Origin of the sequence: Aeromicrobium phragmitis (assembly GCF_003674095.1) — a bacterium.
In the GTDB taxonomy this organism is placed as follows: Bacteria; Actinomycetota; Actinomycetes; order Propionibacteriales; family Nocardioidaceae; genus Aeromicrobium; species Aeromicrobium phragmitis.
The window spans coordinates 1-305 of sequence record NZ_RDBF01000270.1 but is presented as its reverse complement, the minus strand read 5'-3'; the positions used below and the strand labels follow the sequence as shown (position 1 = coordinate 305).

Sequence of the window (305 nt, the reverse complement as noted above, 5' to 3'; positions counted from 1 at the left end):
GGCCCCATGCGCTGCCTGGCCTTCAACGTGACGGTCAAGTTGTCGGGCCTTGTGCTCGTGGTCAGCACCGGCCCGGCGGCGTCGAGAATCGAATTGACGACCACATGCAGGCCCTTACCGGATCTCGGCGGGCCGACGAGGAGCATCGAGTCCTCGACAGTCGCCCACACCTGGGTGCCCTTCGCCGTCCCCAGCAGGTAGCCGACTTCAGCCGGGTCGGGCTTCTTGTCCTGGATCGAAGGTCGAAGGGTGCCGGCTCGTCGTTGCAGCGCTTTGCGGGAGGCGACCCGGGCGACCTCGTCGCT

The 305-nt window shown here is 67.2% G+C and carries 1 protein-coding gene; it reads right to left on the bottom strand.

Annotation, left to right across the window (positions count from 1 at the left end):
* Positions 1 to 305: type IV secretory system conjugative DNA transfer family protein (locus D9V41_RS17300; RefSeq protein WP_166376137.1), on the bottom strand; the 305-nt coding region annotated here is incomplete at both ends.